The organism is Bradyrhizobium genosp. SA-4 str. CB756 (assembly GCF_000473125.1).
Taxonomy (GTDB): Bacteria; Pseudomonadota; Alphaproteobacteria; order Rhizobiales; family Xanthobacteraceae; genus Bradyrhizobium; species Bradyrhizobium arachidis.
Window position 1 is genome coordinate 133,525 of sequence record NZ_KI421499.1, and the last position, 24,086, is coordinate 157,610.

The following is a 24,086-nucleotide window of genomic DNA, read 5'->3' on the forward strand; positions in this document are numbered from 1 at the left end:
TGATGGCAACAGAAGATATCATCGACACGCTCGCCGGGATCGAGCCGGGCTCGGCTCTGGACGCCATCCGTGCCCGCCGTCTTCAGGCGCGCGAGAACGCGCAGAAGAGCTATCTCTCTCTGTTCGAGCCGATCGACGCCGGCGAGTTCTCGCTTGTGGAACGCGCGGCAATCGCGCTCTTCGTCATCGGGCTGCACCGCGAGCCCAATTTCACCGCCTTCTACCGCGCGAAGCTGGCTGCGACCGCCGATGGCGCGCGCCTGGTGGAGGTTGTCGAAGCCGAAATCGGGCGCGGCGAAACCTCAGGGCCGTACGGCGCGTATCCGGCCGGGCCGTTGTCAGCCGAGAACACGGCCGGCTTGATCTACCGCGTGAGTGCAGAGGGCAAGTCCGCCCTTGGCGGCAGACTAGCCGCGGCGTTCGAGCACGCGCATCTGCTGGTGTTCCGTCCGCGCGATGCCGCGTCCGCCGACATGAAGGCACTGCTCGCCGCCGGCTGGTCGACCAGCGGCATCGTCACGTTCTCCCAGCTCGTCGCATTCCTGTCGTTCCAGGTGCGCGTCGTCACCGGCTTGCGCACGCTCGCTGCCGTGAATGCATAAGAGGAGGCAGCAATCATGAGCGCCACCGTCAATCCGCCCGTCGTCTTCACCCAGGATGAGCTCGGCTGGGTCTCCTGGATCGATCCGCTGCCCGAGGCCGAGTTGACCGAACGGCATTTCAACGGTCTCGTCGATCGCGCCCGCGCCAAGTCGGAATATTTCCGGCTGCTGGTACGCGACCCTGAAGTCCTTGAAGCCCGGACCAAGACCGACAAGGACGTCTTCTACAACGTGGCCGACGGCCTGCCGCGCGCCGAGCGTGAGCTCGCGGCTACCGCGACCTCGCGCTACAACGGCTGCATCTATTGCGCGTCCGTGCATGCGCGCTTCGCCAGCACCTATTCCAAGCGCCGCGACGACGTGCAGCGCCTGCTCGACGAGGGCGTCAAGGCCGATCTCGGCGAGCGCTGGAACGCCGTGGTCAAGGCCTCGGTGGCGCTGGCGGCGACGCCGATCGCGTTCGGTCCTGAAAATATCGAGGAGCTGCGCCGGGCCGGGCTCGACGATGCCGAGATCGTCGACGTCATCAACGGCGCCTCGTTCTTCAATTGGGCGAACCGGCTGATGCTGTCGCTCGGCGAGCCCTCGAAATAGGCAGTCTCGCCGGCACAAGAATTGCTGCTTGTTTCAACATTGAGTGGATGGAGCCGTAGATGAGCAACATCGATCGCCGTACCCTGGTCAAAGGCTCGCTCGCTGCCATGATGGCGGGAGCCGCCTTCTCGCGCAGCGCGTTTGCGCAAGCCTCCGAGCCGATCCTGCTCGGCGTCAGCGGTCCTCTGACCGGGCCGAATGCGCAATATGGCACGCAGTGGAAGCAGGGATTTGATCTCGCACTCGACGAGATCCAGGCGGCCGGCGGCATCAACGGCCGCAAGCTCGCTTATCAATTCGAGGACAGCCAGAGCGATCCCCGCCAGTCGGTCGCAATCGCGCAAAAATTCGTCTCCGATCCCCGCATCGTCATGGAGCTCGGCGACTTCTCCAGTCCCGCCTCGATGGCGGCATCGCCGATCTATCAGCGCGGCGGCCTCGTGCAGTTCGGCTTCACCAATTCGCATCCTGACTTCACCAAGGGCGGCGACTTCATGTGGAGCACATCGGTCAGCCAGGCCGACGAGCAGCCGCTGTTGGCGCGCTATGCGGTGAAGCGCCTCGGCCTGAAGAAGCTTGCGGTGCTGCACCTCAACACCGATTGGGGCCGCACCAGCCGCGACTATTTCGTCAACGCCGCGAAGGAATATGGCGCGGAGATCGCGGTCACCGAAGGCTACATCGCGGAGGAACGCGACTTCCGCTCCACCCTGGTGCGCGTGCGCGATGCCAATCCGGACGGACTGATCCTGATCTCCTATTACTCCGACGGCGCGTTGATCGCGCGCCAGGCGCGCCAGGTCGGATTGAAGCAGGTGATCTGCGCCGCAAGCTCGGTCTACTCGCCGAAATTTTTGGAGCTCGGCGGCGAGGCGGTCGAGGACGTCCATGTCGGCACGCGTTACTTCCCAGAAGACCCGCGGCCCGAGGTGCAGAAGTTCATTGCCGGCTTCAAGAAGAAATACAACGGGCTGGAGCCCGACGCCTTCAACGCCTACTCCTATGATGCGATGAACATGGCGGCCGCGGTGGTGAGGATCGGTGGCGCCGACCGCAAGGCGATCCGTGACGCCTTCACCAAGGTCAAGGACGTTCCCAGCGTCATCTTCGGCACCGCGACGTTCGACGTCGCGACCCGCCGCGTCAAGGGCGCCATGAATGCCGAGCTGGTCGTGCGCAAGGGTCAGTTCGCGCTCTGGGACGGCAAGCCGACCTGATCTCCCTCCTCAGTAGGAACCCAGCGTGTCTTCCTGGTTCGACTACACGATCAACGGGCTGATCGTCGGCAATGTCTACGCCCTCGTTGCGGTCGGGCTCGCGCTGATCTTCGGCGTCAGCCGGCTGATCAACTTCGCGCAAGGCTCGATCTATCTGGTCGGGGCCTATATCGGCTGGGTCGCGGTGGTGCAGCTGCATACGCCGCTGCCGCTCACCATCATCGTGGTCGCGGCGGCAGCTGCGATCGTCGGCTTGGTCATCGAACGTTTCGGCCTGCGGCCGCTCCAGAACTCGGTGCGCATCGCGCCGCTGCTGGCGACCATCGGCATCAGCTTCGTGCTCGATCAGCTGGTGATGCTGACCTTCTCGCCCAACCCGCGCGCGCTGCCGAGCCAGTTGCCTGATGTCCGCTTCCAGGTCGGCGGCGGCACCATCGGGCCGCTCGACCTGCTGATCGCCGGCGTCGGCATCACCAGCGCGCTCTTGCTGTTCGTGTTCCTGCGCTACTCTAAGCTCGGCTGGGCGGTGCGCGCGGCCTCGCAGGACCGCGACGCCGCGATGCAGATGGGCGTCGACGTCAACCGCGTCAATCAGGCGGTGTTCGGCATTGCCGCAGCGCTCGGCGGCGTCTCCGGCATGCTGGTCGGCATGTACTACAACCAGATCGACACCGCGATGAGCCTGCAGGCGACGCTCAAGGGCGTCGTCGCCGAAGTGGTCGGCGGCGCCGGCAACGTACCCGGTGCTGTCATCGGCAGCCTGCTGCTGGGCCTCGTCGAGAGCTACGGCGTTGCCGTGTTCGGCACCAGCTACCGTAATCTGTTCGCGTTCCTGCTGCTGGTGGTCGTGCTCGTGTTGCGGCCGAACGGATTATTCGCCAGCGCGCGGCAGGCACCGCCCGAGCCGCTCACCGGCACCTTCATCGCGCCGAGCCGCCCGGTGCGCATTCCGCGCTGGGCGTTGCTGGTCGCGGTCGCGATCTTCGCGGTCCTGCCGTTCTTCCCGGTGTCCTTCTACGTGCTCCAGACCCTGATCAACGCTTGGCTGCTCGGCATGCTCGCGCTCAGCCTGACCCTGGTGGCGGGCACGATGGGGCAGGTCTCGCTCGGGCACGCGGCGCTGCTCGCGATCGGCGCCTATACCTCGGCGCTGCTGTCGCTGACCCTCAACGTTCCGGTCGGTCTCGCCATCATCGCCGGCGGGCTGATGAGTGCCGCGCTCGGCACGACGCTGATCTCCCCGTCGTTCCGGCTGCGCGGGCATTATGTGTCGATCGCGACGCTCGCGATCGGCGAGATCGTGTCGCTGGTGATCCTGAACTGGGAAAGCGTGACTCGCGGACCGATCGGCATCTCCGGCATCCCGCCGCTGTCGCTGTTCGGCTACGATCTGGTCAGCCCGACTTCGATCTACTGGTTCAGCTTTGTCGTGATGGTCGCACTCGCTTTGCTGCAGGGCCGCTTGCTCGGTTCGCACCTTGGCCGCAGCTTTCGCGCCATCCGAGACGACGACATCGCCGCGCGCGCCTATGGCCTCAGCCTCAACCGCTACAAATCGCTGGCCTTCATCTTCGGCGGTTTTGCTGCCGGCGTCAGCGGCGCCATCGCCGCGCATCTCTATTCCTACATCAACCACGAAACCTTCAACACGCAGCAATCGATTCTGGCGCTGACCGTCGTTATCCTTGGCGGCCTCGGCAATGTCGTCGGCGCCATCGTCGGGGCGGTGGCGCTGGTCGGCCTGCCCGAAGTGTTCCGGATCGCGGCGGAGTACCGCATCCTGATCTACGGCATCGTGCTGCTCTTGCTCGTGCGGTTCAGGCCGCAGGGCCTGCTGGGGACGATGTGATGGCGGAGCCTATGCTGTCCCTGCGCGGACTGACGCGCCGTTTCGGCGGCCTCACCGCCGTCGATGCCATCGATCTCGATCTCGCCAGGGGCGAGCTCATCAGCATCATCGGCCCGAATGGCGCCGGCAAGACGACGCTGTTCAATCTCGTGACCGGGCTCGACCGGCCTGATGCCGGCACGGTCCATTTCGAAGGCCAGGACATCACGGGCTTGTCGCCGGAACGGCTTGCGGCCGAAGGCATCGCGCGCACGTTCCAGCTCGGCCGCGTCTTCGGCAATCTCAGCGTCATGGACAATGTCCTGATCGGCGCGCACACGCGGCTGCGCGCCGTGAAACCGGCGGTGCCGGTGATCGGCCCGCTGCTGGAATTGGGCTTGGCTCTGTTGCGCCCGGCCAGCGTCAAGGCCGAGGAAGAGCGGCTGCGGGAGGAGGTGAGGGCCATTCTCGCGCGCTTCGGCGAGCGGCTGCTGCCGCGGATCGACCAGCCGGCCTACAGCCTGTCCTACGCCAACCGCCGCCGTGTCGAGATCGCGCGCGCGCTCGCGCTGAAGCCGCGCCTCTTGCTGCTGGACGAACCAACCGCCGGCATGAACCCGACCGAGACGGCGGAGATGCAGGCGCTCGTGGCCGAGCTGAAGGCGGAAGGGCTGACCATCCTCCTGATCGAGCACAAGCTTGAGATGGTGATGCGGCTCTCCGACCGCGTCATCGTCATGGACGAGGGCAAGAAGATCGCGGAAGGGCCGGGCGAGGAGGTCCGCAACGATCCCAAGGTGATCGAGGCCTATCTTGGTCACGGCCTGACGCCAGAGCAGGAGAGCGCGGCATGACGGCGAGCACACCCGAACCGCTGCTGGTGCTGTCGAACGTCAACACGTTCTATGGCCAGGCCCAGGTGCATTTCGACCTCTCGATCACGGTCGCGCGCGGCCACATCGTCTGCCTGCTCGGCGGCAATGCCAGCGGCAAGTCGACGACGATGAAGATCATCTTGGGACTCGTGAAGCCGCGTTCGGGTGATGTGACTTTCGACGGCGCCTCGCTGCTTGGCCTGTCCACGCCGCAGATCGTCCGCCGCGGCATCGCCTCGGTGCCGGAGGCGCGGCGCCTGTTCGCCGACATGAGCGTCCGCGAAAATATCCTGATGGGCGCCTTCGTGCGCAACGATCGCGATGCGGTGGCGCAGGATCTCGACAGGATGCTGACACTCTTCCCAAAGCTCGGTCAGCGGCTGTCGCAGCGTGCCGGCTCGCTCTCCGGCGGCGAGCAGCAGATGGTCGCGATGGCGCGCGCGCTGATGAGCCGTCCCAGGATGATCGTGATGGACGAGCCGACCATGGGCCTGTCGCCGCTCTATGTCGATCGCGTGCTGGAGCTGATCCGCACCATCAACCAAGAAGGCGTGTCCGTCTTCATGGTCGAGCAGAATGCCAGCCTCGCGCTCGAGATCGCACACGAGGCCTATGTGCTCCAGACCGGCAGGATCGTGCTGTCAGGCCCGGCGCGGGCGCTGGCGGACGACCCCCGCGTGCGGGATGCCTATCTCGGCGGCTCCGAGGCGGCGTAGTGCGATCTATCCACTCGTCATGGCCGGGCTTGACCCGGCCATCCACGTCTTAGGCTGCAGCGCGAAGAACGTGGATGCCCGGGACGAGCCCGGGCATGACGACCTCCCTGCAAATTCGCATATGCGATCATCAGGCCACAGCCGGGGCTGGTCAGTGTGACTATTCTATGAAAATATCATACCGTGCGATGGAGCGTACGGACGGATTGAATTCGTGACGAGATGGTCCTTGCGGGCAATCGAGCCCGGCGTAGCGTTGCTGTTCGGCGGGCTGATTGCCGCCAACATCGCCGCATGGGCCTGGGCCTTCGCGGCGTTCGGCGACCGTCCGACGGTGATGGCGACAGCGCTGCTGGCCTGGGTGTTCGGGCTGCGCCACGCCGTCGATGCCGACCACATCGCCGCGATCGACAACGTCGTGCGCAAGCTGATGCAGGCGGGCGATACGCCGCGCAGCGCCGGCCTCTATTTCGCGCTCGGTCATTCCACCATCGTCGTGGTCGCGGCCATGCTGCTCGCGCTCGGCGTCGTCGGCCTTGGCGCCGACAGCCTGCTCAAGCAGATCGGCAGCTTCATCGGCACATCGGTATCGGCGCTGTTCCTGCTCGTGATCGCGGCCATCAACCTCGCCATCTTCGTCAGCCTGTGGCGGGCGATCCGCATCGCGCGCGAGCAGGGCGTTCACGACGCCGAAGGGCTTGATGCGCTGCTCGCCAATCGCGGAATGCTGGCACGTCTGCTCGGCCCGATGTTCCGCCTGGTGACGCGGCCGTGGCACATGTATCCGCTCGGCGTCCTGTTCGGCCTGGGCTTTGACACCGCGACCGAGATCGGCCTGCTCGGCATCTCCGCCACGGAGACCGCGCACGGCGCCTCGCTCGCCGATATCCTGGTCTTCCCCGCGTTGTTCGCAGCAGGCATGGCATTGGTCGACACCGCCGATTCCACGCTGATGGTGAGTGCCTATCGCTGGGCCTTCGTCGATCCCTTGCGAAAACTCTGGTACAACCTCACCATCACCGGCGCTTCCGTCGCGGTGGCGCTGCTGATCGGCGGCATCGAGGCGCTCGGGCTGATCGCCGATCGGCTCGGCCTGTCCGGCGGCGTGTGGGTGCTGGTCGACGGTCTCAACGGATCGCTCGCCAATCTCGGTTTTGCCGTGATCGCGTTGTTTGCGATCGCCTGGCTCGTCTCGGTCGCGCTCCACCGCCGTATCTTTGCTGACGATCGCGGTGCCGCGCCTGACATGCTGATCGATGCGACCGAGGTAGCGCGACGGGCCTGAGTCCCCGGGATCAGAGCGAAGCCGCGCTTTGCACTCGCTCCGCCGGCAGCTCGTCCGCATTGGGATCGCCCGGCGCGGTCGCCCAGGCCAGCTCCACTAGCGTCACGAACCTGCGGCCACCGCCGTCGAGCTGGACGACGATCAGGCCCTGCTCCTCCATATAGCCGAGGAGGCGCTGCGCCCGGCGCAGCGAATGCGAGCCGTAGGCGCGGGCGATCGCGGCATCGCCGGGGCAGGGCCAGCCCTCCTTCGCGGCGCGCGCGATCATCATGAACACGCCCTGCATGTCGTCGGGCAGGATCGAGGCGCGCAGCGACACCTCTTGCCAGGCATCGTCCTCGGCGAGGTCGGTGCCGAGCCCGGCGCGTGCATGCGTCAGCATGCGGCGGAATTCGTTGAGGTCGGGCACCGCCGAGCCAAGGCCCTCGATGCGGCAGCGGACCACGAATTCCTGATAGAGCACGCCGATGGCGCGGAAGCCGGCATCTGGCTCGGCCAGCACGGCGCGAAGCGTACGATCGACGCGCTCGCGCCGCTCCGCAAGCTCCTCGGCGCTGACGGGCACCTCGACCACTTCGGTGCGGATCTCCGGCGTCGCGGCTGCTTTCGCCGCGCGGAGCTGCTCGAGCAAATCCGGCGCGGGCCGGCGCTGCGGCCGGCTGGCATCGGGTGGCGGTGCCGCCAGGATCACGGCGCGCGCATCCTCCAGCGTCGCTTCGGGCAGCGGCATCAGCCGCGGCGTGGAATTGCGCGGGCTGGTATCGGTCGCGCCGATGTTCAGGCGCAGGGGACGGCGCGACAGCGCAGGTCCCAGCGCCATGAACTGTCCGCGCTCGAGATCGCGAAAGGATTCTGCCTGCCGCCGCTCCATGCCGAGCAGATCGGCGGCCCGCGCCATGTCGATGTCGAGGAAGGTGCGGCCCATCAGGAAGTTCGAGGCTTCCGCCGCGACGTTCTTGGCGAGCTTGGCGAGGCGCTGGGTCGCGATGATGCCGGCAAGCCCGCGCTTGCGGCCGCGGCACATCAGATTGGTCATGGCGCCGAGCGACAGCTTTCGCGCCTCGTCCGACACTTCGCCGGCGACGGCAGGCGCGAACAGCTGCGCCTCGTCCACGACGACGAGCATCGGGTACCAATGGTCGCGGTCGACGTCGAACATCCCGCCAAGGAATGCCGCGGCGCGCCGCATCTGATTCTCGGCATCGAGGCCTTCGAGATTGAGCACGGTCGAGACGCGATGCAATCGCGCGCGTTCGCCGGCAACCTGCAAGCCGCGCTCGGTGTGATCCTCGGCGTCGATCACCAGATGGCCGAATCGCTCGGCCAGCGTGACGAAATCGCCCTCGGGATCGATGATGGCCTGCTGCACCCAGGGCGCGCTCTGCTCCAGTAGGCGCCGCAGCAGATGCGATTTGCCGGAGCCGGAATTGCCCTGCACCAGGAGGCGGGTCGCCAAGAGTTCTTCGAGGTCCATGGCGGCCGCGGCGCCTGCCGTGGTCTGCCCCATCTCGATCGCAACCGTCATGTCCCCGACTCAAGTCCCGTCATTCGCGGACAGGGGCTTATCAATCCGGCCGGGGCGCGTCGAGCGGAACAGGGCGAATCATGCCGTGTTGCCCACGGCGGAGTTAGGCGTGATTCGAGAGCCGCAGAAGTGCGGGCCGATAGGGCGCCTGCGGATCGTCGTCCTCGTTGTCGGGAATCGCGCAGGAGCCGAATTCCTGCCTGATCCGCTCGACCTCGGCGATGCGCTCGTGCAGCCGCTGCAGATGTTCGGGCGATCTTGCCCTCCAATAACGGAACGTGTCCTGCGTCAGCGGCAGGAACGCGGTGCCGAACAGCGTCGGTTCCGAAACGATGGTGCGTCCGAGCAGCATGAACCGGTCGGGGCCGGACACGATGAGGGTCGCATAGCCGCGGTTGCCTATCCGCCTGATGCCGTTCAGCGACCATTCGGCGAGCTTGCTGAAGTAAGGCTCTTCCCGCCAGCGATCGGGACAATGGTCGTCTGCGGTGACGTTGACCGCGTCCTGGCTGAAATGGACGATGAGCCCGGCCTTCGCGGGGAACCACTCGTCGTCGAGATGGCCCTGCAGCCAAGCACAGACGAACGAGCGGCACATCTGCGGACGGCGGTCGTAGATGGTGCATCCCGTGCCGGTCTGCCAATGCTTGCAGAGCTGGTTCACCGGCTTGTCGACGGCGGCCACCTCGAGGATGTCGCAGCAGGCGTTGCAGGAACCGCATTGCCGGGCGGGACGCGCCGTCTTCGGCAGGCCGGTCGCGCGAAAACCCTGGCCGTCGCGGACCAACAGCTTCTGCTTCTCCAGCGCGGTCAATGCACGTTCGATCTTGAGACGGGATAGTCCGGTGGCGTCGATCACGCCCTTCATCGTCGTCGCGCCCGCCTCGACCGCGCGAACGACGCTCAGCATTGCCTGATCCATTTTTTATTTATCTTGTTGGTTTGCGTCCGCTCCTGGACGCCGGCATTGCATAATGGCTGAGGCGAAAAGCTATCGTCCTCCGTTTTGCGGGACAACAAGCGGAGACTGATCTGCGCGCATGCGGCGCCTGCGCAAATGCAGGATCGCGCGCGCCGCGCGCCGATCGCTTCAAGCCTTGGCGACAGGGAATTTCGATCGCGCTTGACGGATCCGCGGGCAAAACGGCGTCATTTCACCGCCGTCCAGCCAAACAGACGATGAGCAGCCGGCGTGTTCTCACGCGGCTGTGATATGCGCGAGGCATGCGCTCGCGCGCGGAAAGACGACACGTTTGCGTGATTGCGCGCTGATGATGAAGCATCGCGCGGCGCGTTGCTCATGCATCACACCGGGAACTGGCCGGGTGCTCGGCGAATGAATGCAGCCCCGGAGGGAGCGCAGCGTGATCCGGGCTACGGAGCACGCCGCGTCAAGGTCGACGCGATCCGACAGGAACGGAAGCGGCCCGCTACTGCGCGCCGGACCCGCCCTGCACGATCTTCTCGTTCAGCTTCTGGTCCACGGTGTCGACCGTGCGATCGATCTCAGCATTGGGCACGCCGAGCTGATGCGAGATCAGCTTCACCAGGAGGTCGACGCGCTCGATGAAGGGTGCGCCGCTCGCGATCGCGCGCGCAGCCGACGAGGGCTTGAGCAGGCTCTCGGCGGCCTTGGCGTATTTCGCGAACGGCACCTGGTCCTGCGGATCGGCGCCGAGCTTGCGGGCGATCGCATCGACATGGTCGTAGATCGTCTGCGAGCGCTGGAGGTCGCCGTGAACGGCGTCGCGGATCGATTGCGGCTCGTGCGGCGTGATGCAGCGGTAGTTGCCGGTCAGCAGCATCGACCATTTCGCCAGCGGCACGAACAGGGAGTCGAACACTTTCAGCTTCACCGGCACGTCGTGGCCGTCGAGCGTCACCGCGTCGATGTCGGCCTCTAGCTCGCGCAGCACCTTGTTGTGCTTCTCGTCGGCGAAGGCCGATGCCTTGAAATTCGTGGGCAGGCCGACATGGAGAACGTTCGCCGCGTCCTCCGGCGGGCGGAACGCCTGCGGATCGGGCGAGCACAGTGTCACCAGGCCCGGCTCGAAGCGCTCCCACACCTGCGCGTTGGTGTAGGCCTCCTCGAGATCCATGTCCGCGAGCGCCGGAATGCGCTTGAGATAAGGCAACGGCGGCATGTTCATGATCGACAGGCACGGCAGCTTCGCGGCGGCGATCTTGACCATGAGAACGCGCACCGTGTGGTTGGTGTATTGCGGCTCCTGCATCGCGAGGCCGACCATGTCGTAGCGCGAGAGGTCGACATTGGCCGGCGTCACCGCGTCGAGCTTGCCGGGCAGGTCGCGCGAGAAGATAGCCCGGTGCGCGGCTTCGTCGCGCAGCTTGATGCGTACTTCGGTACCTTCGCGGTTGATCAGCTCAGCGGTCTTGGCGCGGCAGACCAGGGTCACATTGTGCCCGGCCATCAGCAGCTTCGTGCCCAGCAGCGAGCCGTAGGAAGCTCCGAGAATCAATATGTTACGCGCCATATTCCGTCCCCTCGACAATGTGCGTGATTTTTGAGCCCCGGCCGTCATCCGCGGGCGAGTTGCCGGCATGTAAGGCGAAGTGCGTGAGGATGGCAACTGGGATAATGCATACAAGGCCTTGGGCTATATTCCGTCGGCCGGATGGCGTGCGACCCCGTCCAGGTTGCCGGGGGCTCGCCGGTCGCGCGGCGGGGCAATTCCCGCCCAGTTGTCGCCATTACATTCTGTCATACCGAAATTCTGTTTAACGAATGTTTTGCGCGTTTCGGGTGGGCTATGCACGCAAGGATGCATATCGGCACACAAGGATACATATCGTCTCACGATATATTTGAATGGGCCGTCAACGGTTCCGGTCGCTCTCCGTCGATAGTCGCGTTGACGAAGCGGCAATCAGCCGCATCTTTCGCCATTATCGTGATTGGCGGTGCGCTAGATTCGCGCCGTAAAAATTACGCGATCAGGGCTGATACGACATGCCGCATCGTCATCGCGGGTCTGTTTTGATCATTGATGACAACAAATGTTAAAACGCGGGGATCGCGAACATGGCAGAGTGGAGAACCTCGATCGCACGGAGCGGGGAACTGACCACTGGGTTGAGCCAGCCTGAATCTTTGAGCGAGGCCGGCTCGTTGCGATCGGCAGCCAGATCGACGGACACGATCAGGCGCGTTGCGACGGAATCGAGCAGGCGCGCGGCGCGCCATGCTGGAAGCGAAGCCGGCAAGTCTAGCAACCGCTGACGCTGCTGTTCGGAGATCATGATGGACGGTGGTCATTGGCCTCATGGTTCTTGTGACGGCGCCGGTGGAAGCCTGGTACGCTTGCGTAGACGCGCGTCCGAATTCTTCGATAGCTTGCCCGTTGCAGAACTGGCGAGCGAGGCACACAGGCGGCTATGGATTTCGGACTGGTTGCGGGTCGCAGAAGACTATCGGACCTTGGCCGAATTCGCGCGCGCGGACCGTTCTGGCCGGATCGCGCATGAAGCGTGGATGTGCGCGCAGACGGCGATCCAAGTCGCGCGAAGCCTGTCTTGTCAGGAAGACATCGCGGACGCCGACCTCGCAGACAAGCTCGCGACCGGCCTGAAAAGCTTCGAGGATGACGCTGGCCTTGCGATCGATCGCGTCGAGATCGATTGCTTTGGTCAGGAGGTGCTTGCCGGCTTCTTTGTCCAGGGCGGGCGTCGGGGGCCTCGCGCACCCGTGGTCATCTGCATCAGTGACGAGCACATCACCGGCAGCTCGATGATGGGTCGGCTGCCGCCAGCCTTGCTTCGCCGCAACATGTCGCTGCTGCTGATCGACCCCTGCAATTCGTCCCATCGTCGTTCTTTCAAGCCGGAGCATGTGCTGCAATGCTGCCTGGACTATCTGGAGGCTCGTCCGGATATCGACCAGCAGCGGATCGCGATCTATGGCGAAGGCGCCGCCGCCCCGCATGCATCCCGTCTTGCACTCACGGATGGCAGGATCGCTGCCGCCGTTTGCGACGGTGGCCTTCTGACGCAGTTCATGCGCCGGGCGCCGTTTCGCTGGATGACCGGACTGGAGCAGAGCGACCAGGACGGGAGCTCGACAGGCTCGATGCTGCCGTCGCGTCGACTATCTTGTCCGCTTCTGGTGGTCGTCGGCAGTCGCTCGATGGTGCGCGAGCACGAGGCTCTCGAACTTCGAACGTTCTATCGGCAGGCCGGAGCCGATTGCTCGATCGTGGTGCCGAATTGCATCCCTCACCCGCTGGGCGAGGTCGAGAATTTCATCGCCGTGGACGACTTCATTTTCGAATGGCTCGACGGCAAGCTTGGAGTTGGTCGTCAGCCGGATTCCCTCACCTATCTCTAGCCGGATCAAGGAGCATCGCGTGCAGGTCGCTCCGGTGCGGCGTGACGTCGATCAGGGATGGCCAGGCGGTGCTGCGCCCGACGTCGGCGGATCACGAAGCGTCGATGGCCAGCAATCGTGCAGCAAGCCGCGCGTTCTTGGCGAGCTTGGCCAGCGCAGCATTCAGATCGGCCAAGGTCTCCTCATCGAGCTCATTGAACATGGTCGAATTCAAGGCGAGCCTTCTCTTGGAGAGCTTGCCGATTTCCGTCGTCGCCTTCTCTGTCAGCGACATCAGGACGAAGCGGGCATCGTCGGCTGCCGGTCGCCGCGACAGGAATCCGCCCTTCTCGAGGCTCTTGGTCTGGTTGGTCACGAAGGCCGGATGGATCCGCAGCTTGTTCGCGATGTCGATACCGGCGACGCCGCGCCCCTCATCGAGTTCGGTGATGGCCATCAAGATGAGCCACTGCGGCTCGGTAATGCCTAGCAGGGTGGCCCAGCTGGTGTGGATGTCCTCGAGCTGAGAGTGGATTTCGACCACATTCCAAATGAAGTCCGTAATCGCTCTGTCGAGCCTCTTCTCAATCATGTGGTCCCGGGATCGCTCAGGCAGAAGGAAATCAGACAGGTCAGCAAAGTAGATCTTGTACCGGGATATTGGGCACGTGTCCCGTGCATAGCGTGCGGGAGGCGTCGATGCCTATCGTGCCGCGAAAACCATTTGGCCATTCAACGCTTGCATAAAACAATTAATTGGGTTACATGTAATCCCACTCAAGTTTGCTGCTCTTGACCAACGTCGACAGCTAGCAATGTGAGACCTCCAAGAAAGCCCTCGGGATGCCCCCTGAGGGCTTTTTCTTTTGTTTTCAGCATCTAGATGGCCAGTAAACCGCCCTGTTGCTTGGCGGCAACATCCTCTTCAGAACTTGCGCTTCATCAAATCAATGAATTGAGGCGATTGTTTTTATAAACTATACGTGAAGCACGACGGAGGGGGGGCACCTCACTGTCGTTTCAGTCCGGACCTTCAGTGCGGACCTGAATTGAACGGAAATTGATGTGGGTAACGCGGCCTCCAGCGAGGACCCGGCCCCCTGAACCGACACCTGGAGGTTTACTAATGAAGTTGACGAAGACGCTCTTTCTCGGCTCGGCAGCCGGCCTGATGGCCGTCTCCGGCGCGTTCGCAGCCGATCTTCCCGTGAAGGCCAAGGCGGTCGAATACGTGAAGATCTGCTCGCTGTACGGCGCCGGCTTCTACTACATCCCGGGCACTGACACCTGCATCAAGCTGGGTGGCTATCTGCGCGCTGAAGTTGGTCTGAACACCAACAGCATCTATGACTCGCAGCGTACCGCGCCTGCCGCGGGGCGCAATCGCCTGAGCAACTACTACACCATGCGCGCTCGTGAAGATCTCAACATCGACACGCGCACCGCAACCGAATACGGCGTCGTCCGCACGTTCTTCGATGCGACGTTCTCCTGGACCACGGGTAGCTATCAAGGCACGGGTTCTGGGTTCGGCGGCACTGCCTATAGCAGCACGCTGGCCCTCAACAACGCTGGTGCGTCCCCGGCGCTGGTCGGTTCGTCGATCAACCCGACTGACGGCGGCACCTCGGGCGGTGCGCTCGGCGTGTACTATGCCTTCATCCAGTTCGCCGGCTTCACCATGGGTAAGGCCGTGTCGCAGTTCGACGCGCCCTGGACCAACTATCCCGGCAACAACTTCGACGGTCTCGTCGGCGGCTCGGGCACGGTCACTGGTGTCAACCAGTTCACCTACACCGCTGACTTCGGTCAGGGCGTGACGGCGGCGTTCTCGGCTGAAGACGCAACTGCGTACTACCAGGCCGGCAACCTCAACGTCAGCAGCGCTGCTGGTGCTGCTGCTATCGCCGGTTTGACCACTGGTGCGCTGGGTGCCAACGCCATCGGCGGCTCGCGTTCGCCGAACCTCGTCGGTATGGTGCGTGTCGATCAGGCTTGGGGCCTCTTCCAGGCGTCGGTGGCTGCGCATGACAACCACGTTGCCTACTACGGCGCGACCGAGACGACTGGTCACCCCGACGACAAGTGGGGTTGGGCGGTTCAGCTCGCTCTGTCGATCAAGAACATCCCGACCGGTGCGGGTGACGTGATCAACATCTCGGGCGTCTACACCGACGGCGCGACCCGCTACAACTTCCAGAACCTGGCGGGCGGCTCGTACATCATGTACGGCGGCTCGAGCCTTGCCTACCAGAGCGTCGCCGCGGTTACCGCTCCGGACACCACGTACGTCACGGGCGGTTCGCAGGAAAGCGTCAAGACCTGGGGCTTCCGTGGCGCTTACACCCACAACTGGGACCCGTACTGGAACACCGCGATCTACGGTGCCTACGCTCAGGCCCAGTTCGGTGGTGGGACCAAGACCTTCCTCTGCGGAGCTGGTGGCGTGTTCTCGTCGGTTGCGGGCGTGACCTCGTGCAATCCTGACTTCAACATCGGTCAGATTGGCCTGATCACCCGCTGGACCCCGGTCAAGAACCTCACGTTCTCGGGCGACTTCACCTGGACCCATGTCGACCAGAAGTATGCTGGCGTGGTTGCTGCCGGCGCCAACTTCCCGGTCGCCAAGCCGGCCGCGACAACCGAGCTGAAGGATCAGGACTCGTTCACCCTGCTGCTCCGCGCTCAGCGCAACTGGTAAGATTAGTCGAAAGCAATTCGACGAAGCACCCGGCGGGCAACCGCCGGGTGTTTTTTTGTGGCGATTCGTAGCCCCGACGGAGATTTGTAGCCCGGAGGAAGCCAACGGGTCGGCGCGGAGCGCCGCCCGATGACAGGCTCAGCGTAATCCGGGTTCTTGCCACGAGCGACAGCCGCCCCGGATTGCGCTCCGCTCCGTCCGGGCCTGCGTAGCGCGGCCTGTGTCGCCGCCCGTCAACCCCTCCTCCCAAAAATATTCCGCTTTACCGAAATTCGGAAATAGCGTATGTGTCGCCCATCCTGGCTCATCCTTGAGGGGCGATCGTGAGGTCGTCACGGTTCGCGAGCAGGGGGTGCGGTGGACGCGGCAGCGTCGGACGCGAGAGGTTAGGGCGGGGCGGATTGCTCTCCGTGAGCCCGAAACCGCGCGTGGACGAACGGCGCTGTCAGGTTCGTCTCGCCTGTAAGTTTCCGGCTCTGTCGACAGGGCTGGGAAAACTGCGGCGAATAGCGGGCCGTGCGTACGGCAAAACCGTGTGGTCCTGGCCGTCGTTGCTACGGTCAAGCTCTTGCGGATGCGGCAGTCGCGTCAACCGGCGCGGTGCCGGCGACTTTCGTGAGAGTGAGGGAGGCCAGAACGAACTCGGCTCCCGGGAGAGCACGGCATAAGCCGTCCAACCATCGCGCAGGGAAGGCCGTGTGTTGGGCTTCACCTGTATGCTGCTGTGCGGTCTCCTTGCGCTACCTATTCGCGCAGCGGACCGTGGGTGCTAGCCGGCACCCGGCCTTCCCTGCGCCCTCTTGGCCTTGAGGGTGGAGAGATCAAGCAAAGCTCGGGTGAATGACGCCGCGAGGGCGAATACGCATGTCTGCAACCACACACTCGCTGTCATCGCCTGGCTTGACCGGGCGATCCAGTACTCCGAGGGCTCGTGATTGAATCGATGGGCCGCGGCGTACTGGATTCCCCGCCTTCGCGGGGAATGACAGTTGGAAGAGCGAAGCCGCGCCCTCACGAAAGTTGCAGTGATAGGCAGAGAGCGTGCCAGACATTCAGGCATCGTAGGGTGGGCAAAGCGAAATGTGCCCACGACTTCTGTCATCATGGAGAGATGGTGGCACGGCGCTTTGCGCCTTTGCCCAACCTACGGCACCGCTGCAACCAGCGCCAATCTATCCCCGTCACCCTGAGGTGCACGCTCTGCGGCGCATCGCGCCGCGGAGGGCGACAGCCCGACTGCACGCTCTGTTGTCCGGAAGACGATGCGCGTCTCATCCCTGGCTCGCCACGCGCGCGCGGTCGAGATGTTCCTCGATCTTCGGACGATCGCGGGTGCGCTCGAAACTGGTGCAGAGCAGCTCTGTCTCCTCGAGCGAGATCGGGGCCCGATACAACCGGCACATGAACTCGGCCGTTGCGCGTCCCTTGCCGGTGCCGGCGTGGCCGGGGCTGCGTTCGGCGAGGAACATGCAGTCGCGGCAGATGCTGGCGTCGAGCCGCTGATGGGCCGCGTCGAGATGATTGAGGATCTCGCGGAGCGAGTCGCGCAAGCGGAGGCACTCCTCGGTGCCGAGTGCAGTGACCGCATTCACCACATGATTGATCGGGTCATGCTGGTTCAGGACTTTCTCGCCTTGCGCAGTGACGTGGAGCACGACGGAGCGTTTGTCCTCGTGCGAGGGCTTTCGCACCAGGAAGGACCTGCCCTCCAGCGTCTTCACGATCTGCGATGCAGTCGCCCTGGTGGCGCCGATGAAGCCGGCGAGCGCGGAGGGGGTGCGCGAAAACCTGTTGGCACGGCCGAGAAAGCGCAGCGCCATCCATTCCCGATCGCGCAACCCGTGCTGATTGCCCTCGAAATACCAAGCTCTCGCCGCCTGGACCAGCAGCTCGACAGCCTCACGTGCCAACGGCATGGATTTACCTCGCCCCGGGAATCTCTTTTGCGGCGCCCCGGAGCCGCATTCCGCCGTAGCACGCGAATCGTTTGCGGGAGGCCGTATGACCCGCAATGTCCGACTCGCACGCCTTGCCCGATGTCCGCACGAAAGCACGGACTGCTCGGTACCCGACTTGGACTGACGGGCACTGCAAGCCGCGACGCGAGACGCGGCGTCGCCGATGGTATGCCAATCGTGGCGTCGTCGAACGAAAGCCCGAGTTGCCGTCACTGGCGGACGATGGATCGGAGTTGTTCAACCGAAGCCCCTGAAGTTCAAGTCACACGCAGACGTTTCTTTATGTTCACCGAAACGATGAATGAGCTTCTCAACAAAATCAAGTCAAGTCACTCTAGGAGACTGGATGTCGCTCGAAGCAATTGTCACGTTCAAGACAATCTTGTTCTTCGGGACACATGATGGTGATCGTAATATGCAGCATAACAAGTGCCTTTCGAGCAAATATACGATGGTTTGATTGCACGCATATTGCTGTCTGTCGTCGATGCAGCGTGGTCGAAGCTTGTGCATGGCGACGATGCGCATCGGCGCGCCGTCCACAACTTGTGCGATCCGTCAGGGAATCGCCAATGGAACTCGCAGGGATTGCACGCAGCGGTTGTTACCGTAATGCCCGCAAAATGGACCGGTTGGATCCCTTTCATCCCGGTCGCGCGAATCTCGACCGAACGGATGACATGCTTGTGGCGGGAATGTTGGCGATGCGCATGCATATGCGTCGGCAGCGTACATGATCGACTGTCGCGATAATGAGCAGGGCCGGTGTGACGAGCAGCGCGTCGAGAAAGCGCGTCAAAAACAAGAAACTAGAGCTTCGGTTCTGACTCAATCAGAACCGAAAATGCTTCAGTCGCCCCGGAGCATGTCCCGGAGCTCGCGGAACGGGTCGGCGCTCGGCGGAGCCGAGGCGTCTTGCCGCATGGCGCTGTAGATCCTCGGTACCATGTCGATGGCCTGGTCAAGGCCCGAATCACGTCCCGACTGATAGCCGCCCATCAGGCGGAGGTCGCGCGTGTCCTCGTATTTGGCGATCATGGTGCGCAGCTTGCTCACCAATTCGCGCTCTTCGGGGTCCCAGACGTTGTGGGCGAGGCGCGAGACCGAGGCTAGCACGTCCACGGCCGGATAGCGCGCCTGGTCGGCGATGTGCCTGGAGAGCACGATGTGGCCGTCGAGCGTGCCGCGGATGGTGTCGGCGATCGGCTCGTTGTGATCGTCGCCGTCGACCAGCACGGAGAAAATGCCGGTGATCGAACCGGATCCCTCCTCGCCGGGCCCGGCGCGCTCCAGCAGGCGCGGCAGGTCGGTGAAAACAGTCGGTGCATAGCCGCGCGCGACCGCGGGCTCGCCGGCGGCCAGCGCGACCTCGCGGGCGGCGTGGGCGAAACGGGTGATCGAATCGACCACGAGCAGCACCGATTCGCCCCGGTCGCGGAAATATTCGGCGACCGCCATGGCCGTCTTCGGCGCCAGCCGCCGCATCATCGGGCTTTCATCTCCCGTCGATACGATGGTGACGGCGCGGTTGCGGTTGGTGCCGAGCACGTCCTCGATGAATTCGCGCACCTCACGGCCGCGCTCGCCGACGAGCGCCAGCACAACGGTGTCGAAGCCCTGGCTGCGGGCGAGCATCGCAAGCAGCGTCGACTTGCCGACGCCGGAGCCGGCGAAGATGCCGACGCGCTGGCCGGCGCAGATCGGGGCGAACAGGTCGATGACGCGCACGCCGGTGCGCAGCGGCTTGTGCACGCGCGCGCGCTTCATGGCCGATGGCGCCTCGGCCTCGGCCGAGACGGCCCGCGACCCCGGCGTGAGCGGGCCCTGCCCATCCAGCGGGGCGCCAAGCGCGTTGATGACGCGGCCCTTCCAGCTCGGATCGGGCGCGAAGGACAAGGGCGGCATCCGATAGGCGACGGAGCCGAGGCCGCCGGCAAATTGCCGGTCGAACGGCTTGGCGATGATGCCATCGCTGTCGATCCGCACCACCTCGCCGATCTGCGGCTTGCCGCCGGAATTGACGCCGATGAGTTCACCGAGCCTGACGAAGCGCGACAGGCCGGAGACACGGAAATGCGTCGGCGCGATCTCGGAGATCGCGCCGCTGACGCTGGCCAGGGGAGTGCTCTGCTGAAGCTCCAGCAGCGCCCACTCGAGTTGCCGAAGAGCGTTCAAGGAAATCGTCCACCATCAATGCGCACGCGGCGCAAACTACTTGCAGGTCTATTTGCCCGGCTCGCCCAGCGTCCGGATTGCATTCTGGAGCGAGCTCTCGGTGCCCTCGATCATCGAATTGGTGCCGTCGAAGGCGCGCGAAGCCGCGATCAGCTTCGTCAATTCCATCATCGGATTGGCGCCGGAGCCTTCGACATAGCCCTGCTTGAAGCCGTCGCGGGAGAAATCGGCGATGGCGGTCGCGGGCCGGTCGGGCGTGACGCCGGAATTGCCGTAGCGCTCGAGGTTGGCATCGGCGGGGATGTTGAACAGGCCGATGGTGCCGATCTCGTTGTTGTCCTGGGTGATCGCGCCGCTGCGCGCGATCGAGATCGGTCCGCCGTTCGGGTCGAGCGTGATCTGCGCGCCGCCGGCATCGATCACCGGGAAGCCGGCCACCGTCTGAAGATCGCCGTTGGGAGCGATCTGGAGGCGGCCGTCGCGGGTATAGACCGTGCCGTTCGGGCCGGCGAAGGCGATCCAGCCCTGGCCGACCACGGCGACGTCGAGCGGGTTGCCGCTTTCGGTGATGCTGCCTTGCTCGCGCGAGATGATGTTGTCGCCGGGCGAGGAGAAGGCCACCGGGTTCGCGCCGGCCTTGGACAGCACCGTCTCGAACTTCACCACGTCGGTGCGGAACGCCGCCGTGTTCACGTTGGCGACGTTGTTGGCGATGGTCTGGAGGCGCTTTTCGAGCGCGACCTGCGCCGACAATCCCACATAGAGAGCCGATTGCATGACTTACCTGTTGAAGCGAATGTTCTGAAGCGTCGTGAGCATGTCGGTATCCAGGCTCACCGATGTCGAGGCGCCGGCGATCAGCACCAGCGCGGGATTGGTCGAATTGTCGCTCTGGGCCTGGGTCGCATCCCACATCGCGGCAAAGCGCTGCACGAATTTTGTGACCTTGGTCGGGTCCTGGAAATCGGTGAGATCGATCTTGTCCGTGATCATCTTGGCCTGGGCGTCGATGTCGGACGAGCTGATTGTCGACGACCAGCCCATGGCGGTCTGGACCACCTGGGTCAGCGCCTTGTCGGCGAGGATCTGATAGGCGTTCGTGATCGTGGAGGCTTTACGGGTGAAATAGAGTGCGAGCCGCAGGCCCTCGTTCTGGTTGCCGGCGTTCTCCTCCAGCGTCTGCGTGACGTATTGGGTCGCCGTGCCGGTCGTCGCCGCGGTGGTCGAGGTCGCCTGATCACCGAGGGCGGCGAAATTGAAGGCGGTGGCGAACTGCCGGTAGCGGGTGTCGGAGAGCTTGTTGGCGAAAGCGTCCTGGTCCGAGACACCCTCAGTCAGCACCTTGCGCATGAACGCCTTGGCGTAGGTCATGTCGCTGAGGCCATAGGCCTTCATCGCGTAGGAATAGAGGCGGTAGTCGTTCAGGAAGTCGTCGATCGTCTTCACGTTGCCGATATGGCTGAGGAAGTAATCGGTATCGCGGCTGACATCGGGCTGCGTCGCGACCTGCGTCATCGACTTGCTCATGTCCGTGGTCAGTCTGGTGTAGTCCGCGATGGTGGATAGCATGGCCCGCGCCCCTCTGGCCGCTGTTGCGGCGTGTCCCAAGCTGCCGTCAATTGCTTGCGCGGGGCTGGCGATGCGGCAAGCCAGCTTCGCGCAAGCGTCGCCGACTAGATATTCCCAGTGGGATCGGCGATGGAGCGGCGTGTTGGGCAGTTTCGTGGGGATTTTCATCACGGTAGCGGCGCTGCTCGGCGGCTTTGCCGCCATGGGCGGGCATCTGGCCGTGCTCATGCAGCCGTGGGAATTCGTGATCATCATAGGCACCGCGGTCGGCACCTTCATCCTGGCCAATCCGTGGAAGACGGTCATCGACACTGGGGTCGCCTGCATGCAGGCCGTCACCAACGCCGTGCCGGGACAGCGCTATTACCTCGACCTGCTCGGGGCGCTGCACGCCCTGATGCGCGAGCTGCGGGGCAAGGGCCGCAACGAGGTGGAAGCCCATATCGACGACCCCTCGTCTTCCGAGATCTTCAAGGCGTTCCCGAGCGTGCTCGGCGACCCCTCGCTGCTCCAGTTCATCTGCGACTATGTCCGTCTCATCATCATGGGCAACGCGCGCACCCACGAGATCGAAGCGCTGATGGACGAGGAGATCCACACCATCGTGAAGAGCAAGCTGGCACCCTACCATGCGCTGGTGACGGTTTCCGAGGCGATGCCGGCGCTCGGCATCGTCGCCGCGGTGCTCGGCGTCATCAAGGCGATGGGCGCGCTCGACCAGTCGCCGAAGCTGCTCGGCGGCTTCATCGGCGCGGCCCTGGTCGGTACCTTCGCAGGCATCTTCATTTCCTACGGTGTGCTTTCGCCCTTCGCGATCAAGATCAAGATGACGCGCGAGAAGAAGTGCCGGCCCTACATCATCGTCAAGCAGACGCTGCTGGCCTTCATGAACGGCGCCATGCCGCAGATCGCCGTCGAGCACGGCCGCAAGATGATCTCGAGCAACGAGCGTCCGTCGATCGACGTCGTCGAGAACGAGACGATCGCCGGCCCCAAGGCGGTCCCGACCGAGGCTGAACCGAAGGCGGCCCGCGCATGACGATGGAAGACGTCGAGGTCGATCAGCGGAAGCAGCTGCCGAACTACCTGCTCGATGCGGCGGGTATCTCGATCGAACGCATGCCGATGCTCAATGTGATCTTCGATCGCATGGCGGCATCGTGCACCGACAGCCTGCAGCCGATGGCCGGCACGCCGTGCTATTTCTCGGTCAATGGCATCACCAACGACCCCCTCGGCGACATCATCAAGGACTACGAGGGCAACGCGGTCGCCGCCGTGCTCTATGCCGAGCAGTGGGATTCGCGCGTCATCATCATGCTGGACCGCGACTTCGTGTTCACGATGGTCGAGGCGATGTTCGGCTCCGACGGGGCCGAGCCGCCGCTCGATGTCGAGCGCACCTTCTCGAACATCGAGATCCGCCTGGTCCAGGCGCTGTTCGAGCGGTTCGCCAAGGCGCTGCAGGGCGCCTTTGCCGGCACGTCCAACGTCACCTTCCGTGTCGAGCGGGTCGAGACGGCGATGGCGTCGCTGGCGATCGGCCGCAGCAGCAACATGTCGATCTGCGCGAACATGATGGTGCAGGCGCTCTATCGCGGCGGCCAGATGTTCCTGATCATTCCGCACTCTGCGCTCAACCCGCTGCGCCAGAAGCTCGCCCATGTCGTCGTCAGCGACGGCCGTGCGTCGGATCCGCGTTGGCGCGAGCAGATGGAGAGCGAGGTCAACAAGACCGAAGTGACGTTGACCGCCGTGCTCGACGAGAAGATGATAACCCTCGACGATGTCGTGAAGTTCCACGTCGGCCAGGTGCTCGAGCTCGAAGCCACGCCGCGCACGCTGGCCCGTCTCGAAAGCAACAACCAGGTGCTGTTCTGGTGTCAGATCGGCCAGCTCGATGGCTATTATGCCATGCAGGTGTCCGATCCCGTCGATCAGAAACGGGAGTTCGTCGATGATATCCTATCTCGTTGATGCCGTGCTCTTGATTGCGCTCGCCTTCACCAGCATGCGGGTGACCCGGATGCACCGCGAGCTGGCGCGCTTGCGCAGCTACCAGGGCGAGTTCTCGACCATCGTCCACGAGACGGCGGGCGCCTTCGACACCGTCATCACCGCTGCGCACGATTCCACGGCGAATCTCGGACGGCTCGCCAACGTGCTGAGCACGAAGATCGATCAGGCTCACGAGGCGATTGCGGCACTCGATGCGAGGAGCGGGCTCGCGTCCGCCACAGGCGGCGCCGACGTGAACAAACATTGAAGCCGGAGCAGGCTGAACACATACGACCGGAACGTCGCGGCGCTCCGGGGGCGGAACTACCAAGAGGCGATACCACATGGCGCAATCCTTCGACTATGAGTCTGCATCTGCATCTGACGAGACCGAGGCGTCTCCGCTGGAGCGGCTGGCCGAGATTGCCGCGCGCACGGCGGAGGAGACCGGCAAGTTCGCCAACGTCGATGCCATCATGCGGATTCCCGTCACCATGCAGGTGGTGCTCGGCTCGGCGACCATTCCGGTCGCGAACCTGATGAAGCTCGGCCGCGGCGCGGTGGTCCCGCTCGACCACCGGGTCGGCGAGCCCGTCGATGTCGTCGTCAACGGCCGCATCGTCGCCCGCGGCGAGGTGGTCGTCGTCGAAGAGGATAACTCTCGCTTCGGCGTCTCGCTCACGGAGATCGTCGGACCGCTGGGGCAGGGTGATACCTGA

The 24,086-nt window shown here is 64.2% G+C and carries 22 protein-coding genes; 13 read left to right on the plus strand and 9 right to left on the minus strand.

The window, feature by feature from the left end; genetic code table 11:
* Nucleotides 1-2: 2 nt before the first annotated feature.
* From BRAGE_RS0100675 to BRAGE_RS0100705, 7 genes are all read left to right on the plus strand, one after another.
* Nucleotides 3-602 (plus strand): CMD domain protein, encoded by a 600-nt coding sequence (locus BRAGE_RS0100675; protein WP_027564108.1) that lies wholly within the window; start codon nt 3-5, stop codon nt 600-602.
* Between the two features lie 15 nt (nt 603-617).
* A complete protein-coding gene (locus tag BRAGE_RS0100680; RefSeq protein WP_027564109.1) occupies nt 618-1,196 on the plus strand; it encodes an alkylhydroperoxidase domain protein in 579 nt (192 codons plus the stop codon).
* A 59-nt stretch (nt 1,197-1,255) separates the two neighbouring features.
* Nucleotides 1,256-2,413: an ABC transporter substrate-binding protein gene (locus BRAGE_RS0100685; RefSeq protein ID WP_027564110.1), complete on the plus strand. Its 1,158-nt coding sequence runs from the start codon at nt 1,256-1,258 to the stop codon at nt 2,411-2,413.
* Nucleotides 2,414-2,438: 25 nt separating this feature from the next.
* Entirely contained in the window at nt 2,439-4,262 is a 1,824-nt protein-coding gene (locus BRAGE_RS0100690) for an ABC transporter permease (protein WP_027564111.1), read from the plus strand.
* Nucleotides 4,262-5,095 carry an ABC transporter ATP-binding protein gene (locus BRAGE_RS0100695; RefSeq protein WP_027564112.1) on the plus strand — a complete coding sequence of 278 codons (834 nt, stop codon included), beginning with the start codon at nt 4,262-4,264 and terminating at the stop codon, nt 5,093-5,095. The genes BRAGE_RS0100690 and BRAGE_RS0100695 overlap by 1 nt, the downstream gene beginning before the upstream one ends.
* Nucleotides 5,092-5,832, plus strand: coding sequence for an ABC transporter ATP-binding protein (locus tag BRAGE_RS0100700; protein WP_027564113.1), 741 nt, complete (start codon nt 5,092-5,094; stop codon nt 5,830-5,832). The genes BRAGE_RS0100695 and BRAGE_RS0100700 overlap by 4 nt, the downstream gene beginning before the upstream one ends.
* A 214-nt stretch (nt 5,833-6,046) precedes the next feature.
* Entirely contained in the window at nt 6,047-7,117 is a 1,071-nt protein-coding gene (locus BRAGE_RS0100705; RefSeq protein ID WP_084334947.1) for a HoxN/HupN/NixA family nickel/cobalt transporter, read from the plus strand.
* Nucleotides 7,118-7,127: 10 nt separating this feature from the next.
* On the opposite strand, the gene BRAGE_RS0100710 is transcribed toward BRAGE_RS0100705, so the two are convergent.
* The 4 genes from BRAGE_RS0100710 to BRAGE_RS0100725 all read right to left on the minus strand — a co-directional run bounded on the left by BRAGE_RS0100710 (nt 7,128) and on the right by BRAGE_RS0100725 (nt 11,903).
* The gene (locus tag BRAGE_RS0100710) at nt 7,128-8,642 is read right to left on the minus strand and encodes an ATP-binding protein (RefSeq protein ID WP_027564115.1); all 1,515 of its coding nucleotides are present in this window, start codon (nt 8,640-8,642) and stop codon (nt 7,128-7,130) included.
* A 103-nt stretch (nt 8,643-8,745) separates the two neighbouring features.
* Nucleotides 8,746-9,564 carry a YkgJ family cysteine cluster protein gene (locus BRAGE_RS0100715; protein WP_027564116.1) on the minus strand — a complete coding sequence of 273 codons (819 nt, stop codon included), beginning with the start codon at nt 9,562-9,564 and terminating at the stop codon, nt 8,746-8,748.
* A gap of 508 nt (nt 9,565-10,072) precedes the next feature.
* Nucleotides 10,073-11,137: a ketopantoate reductase family protein gene (locus BRAGE_RS0100720; RefSeq protein ID WP_027564117.1), complete on the minus strand. Its 1,065-nt coding sequence runs from the start codon at nt 11,135-11,137 to the stop codon at nt 10,073-10,075.
* 526 nt (nt 11,138-11,663) lie between these two features.
* Complete coding sequence (locus BRAGE_RS0100725) at nt 11,664-11,903, minus strand: hypothetical protein (protein WP_027564118.1); 240 nt, start codon at nt 11,901-11,903, stop codon at nt 11,664-11,666.
* Here BRAGE_RS0100725 and BRAGE_RS0100730 point away from each other — a divergent pair.
* Nucleotides 11,902-12,987 (plus strand): alpha/beta hydrolase family protein, encoded by a 1,086-nt coding sequence (locus tag BRAGE_RS0100730; protein ID WP_322596929.1) that lies wholly within the window; start codon nt 11,902-11,904, stop codon nt 12,985-12,987. The two genes, BRAGE_RS0100725 and BRAGE_RS0100730, sit on opposite strands and share 2 nt — an antisense overlap.
* A gap of 91 nt (nt 12,988-13,078) precedes the next feature.
* Here the strand turns inward: BRAGE_RS0100730 and BRAGE_RS0100735 are convergent, their stop codons facing one another.
* Nucleotides 13,079-13,558: a MarR family winged helix-turn-helix transcriptional regulator gene (locus tag BRAGE_RS0100735; RefSeq protein ID WP_027564120.1), complete on the minus strand. Its 480-nt coding sequence runs from the start codon at nt 13,556-13,558 to the stop codon at nt 13,079-13,081.
* A gap of 534 nt (nt 13,559-14,092) precedes the next feature.
* Between BRAGE_RS0100735 and BRAGE_RS0100740 the strand changes: the two genes are divergently transcribed.
* Nucleotides 14,093-15,667, plus strand: coding sequence for a porin (locus tag BRAGE_RS0100740; RefSeq protein ID WP_027564121.1), 1,575 nt, complete (start codon nt 14,093-14,095; stop codon nt 15,665-15,667).
* Nucleotides 15,668-16,938: 1,271 nt separating this feature from the next.
* Here BRAGE_RS0100740 and BRAGE_RS0100745 read toward each other — a convergent pair.
* The 4 genes from BRAGE_RS0100745 to BRAGE_RS0100760 form a co-directional block, all read right to left on the minus strand.
* A complete protein-coding gene (locus BRAGE_RS0100745) occupies nt 16,939-17,583 on the minus strand; it encodes a MarR family winged helix-turn-helix transcriptional regulator (protein WP_027565139.1) in 645 nt (214 codons plus the stop codon).
* An 891-nt stretch (nt 17,584-18,474) separates the two neighbouring features.
* The gene (fliI, locus tag BRAGE_RS0100750) at nt 18,475-19,800 is read right to left on the minus strand and encodes a flagellar protein export ATPase FliI (protein WP_027565138.1); all 1,326 of its coding nucleotides are present in this window, start codon (nt 19,798-19,800) and stop codon (nt 18,475-18,477) included.
* Between the two features lie 48 nt (nt 19,801-19,848).
* Nucleotides 19,849-20,577, minus strand: coding sequence for a flagellar basal-body rod protein FlgF (gene flgF, locus BRAGE_RS0100755; RefSeq protein WP_027565137.1), 729 nt, complete (start codon nt 20,575-20,577; stop codon nt 19,849-19,851).
* A gap of 3 nt (nt 20,578-20,580) precedes the next feature.
* Complete coding sequence (locus BRAGE_RS0100760) at nt 20,581-21,369, minus strand: DUF1217 domain-containing protein (RefSeq protein WP_027565136.1); 789 nt, start codon at nt 21,367-21,369, stop codon at nt 20,581-20,583.
* A gap of 142 nt (nt 21,370-21,511) precedes the next feature.
* Between BRAGE_RS0100760 and motA the strand changes: the two genes are divergently transcribed.
* From motA to fliN, 4 genes are all read left to right on the plus strand, one after another.
* Nucleotides 21,512-22,408, plus strand: a complete 897-nt coding sequence (gene motA, locus BRAGE_RS0100765) for a flagellar motor stator protein MotA (RefSeq protein ID WP_027565135.1) — start codon at nt 21,512-21,514, stop codon at nt 22,406-22,408.
* Nucleotides 22,405-23,346, plus strand: a complete 942-nt coding sequence (locus BRAGE_RS0100770; protein WP_027565134.1) for a flagellar motor switch protein FliM — start codon at nt 22,405-22,407, stop codon at nt 23,344-23,346. Before motA ends, BRAGE_RS0100770 begins: the two co-directional genes overlap by 4 nt.
* The gene (locus tag BRAGE_RS0100775; protein WP_027565133.1) at nt 23,327-23,635 is read left to right on the plus strand and encodes a hypothetical protein; all 309 of its coding nucleotides are present in this window, start codon (nt 23,327-23,329) and stop codon (nt 23,633-23,635) included. Before BRAGE_RS0100770 ends, BRAGE_RS0100775 begins: the two co-directional genes overlap by 20 nt.
* 76 nt (nt 23,636-23,711) lie before the next feature.
* On the plus strand, nt 23,712-24,086 hold the full coding sequence (fliN, locus tag BRAGE_RS0100780; protein WP_027565132.1) for a flagellar motor switch protein FliN: 375 nt from the start codon (nt 23,712-23,714) through the stop codon (nt 24,084-24,086).